Origin of the sequence: uncultured Campylobacter sp. (assembly GCF_963517995.1) — a bacterium.
In the GTDB taxonomy this organism is placed as follows: Bacteria; Campylobacterota; Campylobacteria; order Campylobacterales; family Campylobacteraceae; genus Campylobacter_A.
In genome coordinates, this window is record NZ_CAUQHQ010000126.1 from 1 (window position 1) to 6,411 (window position 6,411).

2 protein-coding genes are annotated in these 6,411 nt (G+C 44.5%); both read right to left on the bottom strand.

Annotation, left to right across the window (positions count from 1 at the left end; genetic code table 11):
- Positions 1-1,960: valine--tRNA ligase (locus RYL88_RS10630; RefSeq protein WP_314991171.1), on the bottom strand; the 1,960-nt coding region annotated here is incomplete at its 3' end.
- Positions 1,961-2,090: 130 nt separating this feature from the next.
- A partial coding sequence (locus tag RYL88_RS10635; RefSeq protein ID WP_314991172.1) for a FixG Ig-like domain-containing protein occupies positions 2,091-6,411 on the bottom strand: 4,321 nt, incomplete at its 5' end.

A 6,411-nucleotide genomic window follows, 5' to 3' on the forward strand; every position in this document is an offset into this window, starting at 1 on the left:
CGCAAAACTCGTCCCATAAAAATTTATAAATCGCGTTTGCCGCGTCGTTAAAGCGGTAGGCGTCGATGTTCTCTCGAACTTCGCGTACGCACTCGTTAAATCGGCTTAGCATGTATTTGCCAAGCTTCGTTTCGATTTTTGCGTCGCTTAAATTTGCAAATTTAGACTCGTTTAACAGCAGGTATTTGCTCGCATTGTAAAGCTTGTTCGTAAAATTTCTCACGAGCTTCATCTTTTCGTCGCTTAGCTTGATGTCGCGTCCCTGCACGGCAAGTAGCGCAAGCGTAAAGCGCAGTATATCGGCGCTGTACTCCTCGATGCTAACGAGCGGGTCGATGACGTTGCCTAGACTTTTACTCATCTTTCTACCTTGCTCGTCTTTAACTAAAGCGTGCAGGTAAATATCGTCAAACGGCAGCTTGCCCAGCGCGTTTTCGCCCTGAAACATCATCCTAGCCACCCAGAAAAACAAGATATCAAAGCCGGTGATTAGCAGGTTGTTCGGGTAAAATTCGGCCAAATCGCCGTCAAACCATTTCTCGTTTTTTAGCTCCTCGCCGTTGCCCCAGCCAAGCGTGCTAAATGGCCAAAGCCCCGAGCTAAACCATGTATCAAGTACATCCGGGTCTTGATGGAAATTTGCGCTTTTGCACTTTGGGCACTGCGTCGGATCGCCTTCGTCCGCCCACTCGTGTCCGCACTCATTACAGTAAAATACCGGGATCTGATGTCCCCACCATAGCTGGCGCGAGATACACCAGTCGCGAAGCTCGCGCATCCAGGCGTTAAAGCTGTTTATCCAGTGAGCCGGGTAAAATTTGGCTAAGCCTTCGCCGACCTTTGCGATCGCATCGTCCGCGATCTGTTTTTTGACGAACCACTGCTTTGAGATGTATGGCTCGACGACGTTTTTGCAGCGGTAGCAGTAGCCGACTTGATTTTCGTAGTCTTCGATCTTCTCGATGTTTCCGAGCTTTTCTAGCTCTGCTACGATGACATCTCTAGCCTCAAGTCTTTCTAACCCCTTAAACTGCGCGCACTGCTCGTTTAGGATGCCTTTTTCGTCAAAAACGGTGATAAACTCTAGATCATGCCTTTTGCCGACCTCGTAGTCGTTAGTGTCGTGCGCCGGGGTGACTTTAACAAGACCCGTTCCAAACTCCATATCGACGTGCTCGTCGGCGATGATCTTTATCTCGCGACCGATTACCGGTAGGACGACTTTTTTGCCGATCAAATTTTTATAGCGTTCGTCGTTCGGGTTTACCATGACGGCGGTATCGCCGAAATATGTTTCAGGCCTAGTGGTAGCGACTACAACATATTCGCTTGGCTTATCTGCAAAATAGTATCTCAAATGATAAAGCTTGCCTTTGTTTTCTTTATGCTCGACCTCGATGTCGCTGAGCGCGCCGTCGTGCGTACACCAGTTTATCATGTAGTTTTCGCGCACGATGAGCCCTTTTTCGTAGAGATTTACGAAGGCTTTTTTGACCGCTTTTCTTAGCCCTTCATCCATCGTAAATCTTTGGCGCGACCATGCTGGAGAGATGCCTAGTTTTCGCATCTGGTGCACGATCATACCGCCGCTTTTTTCTTTCCATTCCCAGACTTTTTCTACAAATTTTTCGCGTCCGAGTTCTTCTTTTTTGATGCCTTGATTTAATAGCTGCTTTTCAACGACATTTTGTGTGGCGATACCGGCATGATCAAGGCCCGGCTGCCACAGCGTTTTGTAGCCGTCCATTCTTTTGTAGCGCGTCATTATGTCTTGTAGCGTAAAGGTTAGCGCATGCCCGATGTGAAGCGAGCCCGTTACGTTTGGAGGCGGCATCATGATGCAAAATTTACGGCCGTCTTTGCGGATGTTTTTGTTCGCGTCTATCTCGAAATATCCGCGCTCTTCCCAAATTTTATAAAATTTATCTTCTATCTCTTTTGCGTCGTAAAATTCCGCCATATTTTATCCTTAATAATCGTTTAAAAAATGCTTGATTTTACTACAAATTTGCTAATAAGATGTTTAAAACGAGTTATTTTTAAGATTAGACAAAGAAAGCGAAGCGGCTAAAAAACCGCTCCGCAAAGGATTATTTGACGATAAATTCGTGCTGAGATAGATCGTAGTCGCTCATGCTTTCATCATACATGTTTTCCGTGATGACCGCAGGCAGCATGCATTTACCGCTCATAACTACGCGAAGAGGCGTATAAAGCGTATTTTTATCGTCTTTATAGTAAAGACTGTAAAAGCTCAAAACCCTATCGTCCTCGATATTTTGGTGTTCAAGCGTTAAAGAGCTTTTCGTATCCCCTGTTCTTGCGTTTGGTACGATGTTTTCGTTTATCACCTCAAAGCAAGGGCTAATCGTCTCGTTTATTACGCCGTTTCTGATAAATTTATCCGTTCTTAGCGTAAGTTTAGAGTAGATGACGTCGTTTACTTTAAGCGCATTAATATCTATCTCTTTGCCGTCTTTATCGACGAAAGTTCTATAGATATCAAGCCCTCTTTTGTCAAATTTATGATTTACGCCTAGCTTTTTATAGCCTGATGCGCTAACGCCTAGATACACGCTAGCGTTACCCTCCGGTACGATGGTGATTTCAGACTTTTTAGGAGTGACGTTGATAGCGCCTCTGCCGCTAAAGTCTAGCTCGCGGCCGTCTGCTATGAGCTTAAATTTATTCTCGCTTGAGACGTCCTTGATATAGGCTCTTAGCGCTCTTAGCGTAAACGCGCGCTCCTGCGTGGAGTAAAGCTTGTCTACGTTTTTTATTAAAAAGTCGGCCAAAGAGTCGCTAAATTCGTTTTTCTCGAAGTGATTAGCGTGAAGAAGCAGGATAAAGGCTTTATTTCTTACGCTTGAGCCAAAATCCGACGGATCGTCTGATTGCTCGTTAAAGAAATTATTACCGACTCCTTTTAGCACCTTCTTGCTCTCTTCGTTTAGTCCTTCGTTTTTAAGCGTAGCCGCCATCAAGTAACCCTCTAACGCGCCGCCTTCGTATCGTTTTTGATCATAAAGCGCGTTTAGTTTTGATCTATCTAGCTTGCCTTGCGTACTTAGGATGTATGCGGCGTATAGTGCTTGGAAATTATTTACCGGATCAAAATCCCTAAGCCAGCCAAGAGCCTTGCTTTTTACTCCGCTATCTAGCGCAAAGCCTGATTTTTCAAGCGTTAGTAGCATATCGATAGCGTAGACGGAGGCGAAGTTGTTCGTATAGCTTAGCTGATTCCAGTAGCCGATGCTGCCGTCTGTTTTTTGCATTTTGATTACGTCTTGCATGCCTGAAAGGACGAATCTTTTTCTATCGGCTTCTCTTGCTTTAGCTTCTTTGGAGTCGCCGCCCCCAAGCACTAGGAAATTTAGCTCAAAAAGCTTACTAGAGCGCTGTTCGGCGCATCCGTAAGGGTAATTTAGGAGTTTATCGCTGTTTGCGCTTAGCACGCCTTTGATAGAGCTTGAAGCGTCTATCGTGATATCGTTTAACTCTTCGTCCAATTTAAAGGTCTTTTTCTCGCTCGCGTAAAACGTCTTAGCGTAAGTGCTTAGCGGATAGGCGTGTATGACGTCTAGTTTTTGCGAGTAGGAGTAGCCCTCTTTGCCGTCGTTTGCGGTGAAATTTATATACGCTTTGCCCGTAGCGTTAGCATCGACCGTGAAATTTAGCTTAGCGTTTTCCTCGGGTTTTAGCTCGATACTATCTACGCCTAGTTTCGCATTTAGGTTGGTATCTAGGCTCAAGGCTACTTTTTTTGGCTCTTTAGTCGTGTTTATTACTCTTAGCGAGTAGTTTATCTTATCGCCTTCGATAAGATACGCCGTTTGAGTAGGTTTTAGGATGACGTCGTCTTTTACCTTTACGGCATTTACGCTAAAGCCGAGTTTGTCGCCGGCGACGCTAAGCGCAGCTAAATTTATCTCGGAGTTAAAGTCGTTAGGCACTTCTATCTCGAAATTCGCTACGCCGTCGGCACCGGCTTTTGCAGTTTGCATTTTGATATAGGTTTGTATATTTTTCTTATCTACAGGGCTAGCAAATTTTGCCATCCTCATCTCTAAAAGAGCCTTCGCCGCGTCGCCGCCGAAGCTTAGCACCTTGCCGTCTTTTTTAAATCCGCTTAAATTTGCGTAAAAGTCGTAATCAAGCACTCCGTCGTTTAAAATCATATCGAAAAACTCCAGCGGGCTTTTTAGCTTTTGGTTGGTGATTTGCAGTACGCCCTCATCGACGGCAAATATTGTAACCTCGGCATTTGGCTCAGTTTTTACGCTAGCTTTAAATTTGGAGTTTGACCTTACGGTTTTTGGCGCTTCTATGAGCGTATTTGCTCTGCGGTAGGATTTGTCGGCTTTTGCGTAGACTTTATCGTAGGTTCTAAACGGCAGAGTATCGTTGTCCGCTACGCGCACGACCGAGGCCGTTACATAAAGTCCCTCAAAGTCGAAGTCAAGATTAAATTTAGCGTTTGCGACGTTGTTTTGGACGTTTACGACTTTATATTTTTTAACGTCGCCCGATTCTAGCGTGACTATAGCGATACCGCTTTTTAGCACGGAGCTTACGTCTGCTATTAGCTCGTCGCCTTTTTTATAGATTTTTTTGTTTAGCTTGATTTTGGCTTTTGCCAGTTCTTTTGTCGGCTGTAGCGTTTCGCCGTAATCCCAGCCGCTGACATAAATGTTTAAATTCGCCGAATGGCCGCTAAGGATGTCTGAAACCGTGACGACGTAATCGCCGCTTTGCTTAAAGTCGTAGACGAACTCGTTTCCGCTAAGAGTATCGCTAAAGACCTTTTCGTAGCGGCTGTGCCATCTTAGATAGCCGTCTTTATCGTAGTTGTAGTCCCAGATTTCTTTTTTTATCTCGATAGCTTTTTGCCTGTCTTTTATCTCCTCGTCCTTAAACGGATCGATACTTACCAAATTTAGCGTTAGTTTAGAGTTTGAGTCAATGTAGGTATCGTTTGCTTTTACTCCCACCATCGCGTCAAACGGATAAACGTTAAAGCTCTTGCTAGCGCTTACGTTTTTGCCGTCGTCGTTTATGTTAAAGACTGCCGTGCCTTTTAAAACGCTTGCGATTTTGGATTTATTTTCCAGCTTAAACACGGTTTCGCCCTTGCCCTCATCGTCTAGTTCTACTTGTTTGACGCTTTGGTCTAGGCCGTTTGCGGCGTATTCGTCGTTGCTAAATTTATACTCTTTAAATTTATCGTTTTTGTAGTCTTGTTGATATAGATTTATCGTTACGTCGCCCTTTAGATTTGCCGCCGCGCCGCCGAAAAGATACGCGCTTTGCAATTTAACGTCCATAACATCGCCTAGAGCGTAAATTTCTTTTTCGAGGCTAACCTCGTTTTTGATGCGTTGCGGGGTAAAAGACTCTACGGAAAAGTCGTAGCTATCTATGAGCTTGTTAGCAAAGATTATCTCAAGCCTAAACGAGCCCGTTAGCCCCGAGTTTACCGGCTCGTCGAAATTTATGACGCCAAGCTCGGTAGTATTTACGCTTTTATCCAGGATCGTTTTATTTTGCGGATCTTTGATTTTTAGCTTAACGGGCATATTTGCTAGTCCCTTAAACAGCGCGTTTTTGATGATGATCTCGCCTTTTATATTTTCCTGCGGGCGGATGATGTCGCTGGCGAAATGCAAATAAGCGTCGTAAATTTCGCTTCTATCTTGAACGTCTAAATTCGACTCCTCGTTTAGACGTTTGTTTTGCGATAGAGCGATGAAGCTTTGCTCCTTGCCAAGCGTTACGACCGCGCTTGCTACGTCTTTGCCGATGTCTTTTTTGTTAAATTTAAACACGCCCTCGTCGTTTGTGATACCGCTTGCGATGAGGCTATTTTTGGCAGAGTAAATTTTAACGTCCGCATTTGCGACGACTTCGTTTTTACTTAGGCGGTTGGCAAATAAAAACACCTCGTCTTTTGAAATTTTCGCGCTTAGGCCGATGTCGGTTAGATAGACGGCTTTTTTGGCGCTTTTATCTTTGTCGTAGTAGATCGTGACTAGATAAACTCCATCTCCGCCCTCGGCGAAGTCAAGCTTTATTTTGTATTTTTGCATCTCGTTTTGAGCACCGCCTAGGTCGTAGTTTTTGCTTGCGACTTCTTCTACGTAGTCATCAAGCGGAGTTTGGGTAAAATTTAAAAAGTATCTTAAATTCGGCTCTTTTAGCTTTTCTACGACGACTTTAGCGGTATTTAAATTTACGCCTTTTACGCCGATTTCACCGGCGCTAGATAAATAAGAGCCTTTATCGGTAAACTCCAAAAACGGCTTATAATCGCCGGTTTTGACGCTAAACTCCGCATCTTCGCGTAAAATTCTATCCTCATCGCCAAAGCCCTTTTTTAGCGTGACTTTGTACTCGGTTTGAGGCTTTAGTTCG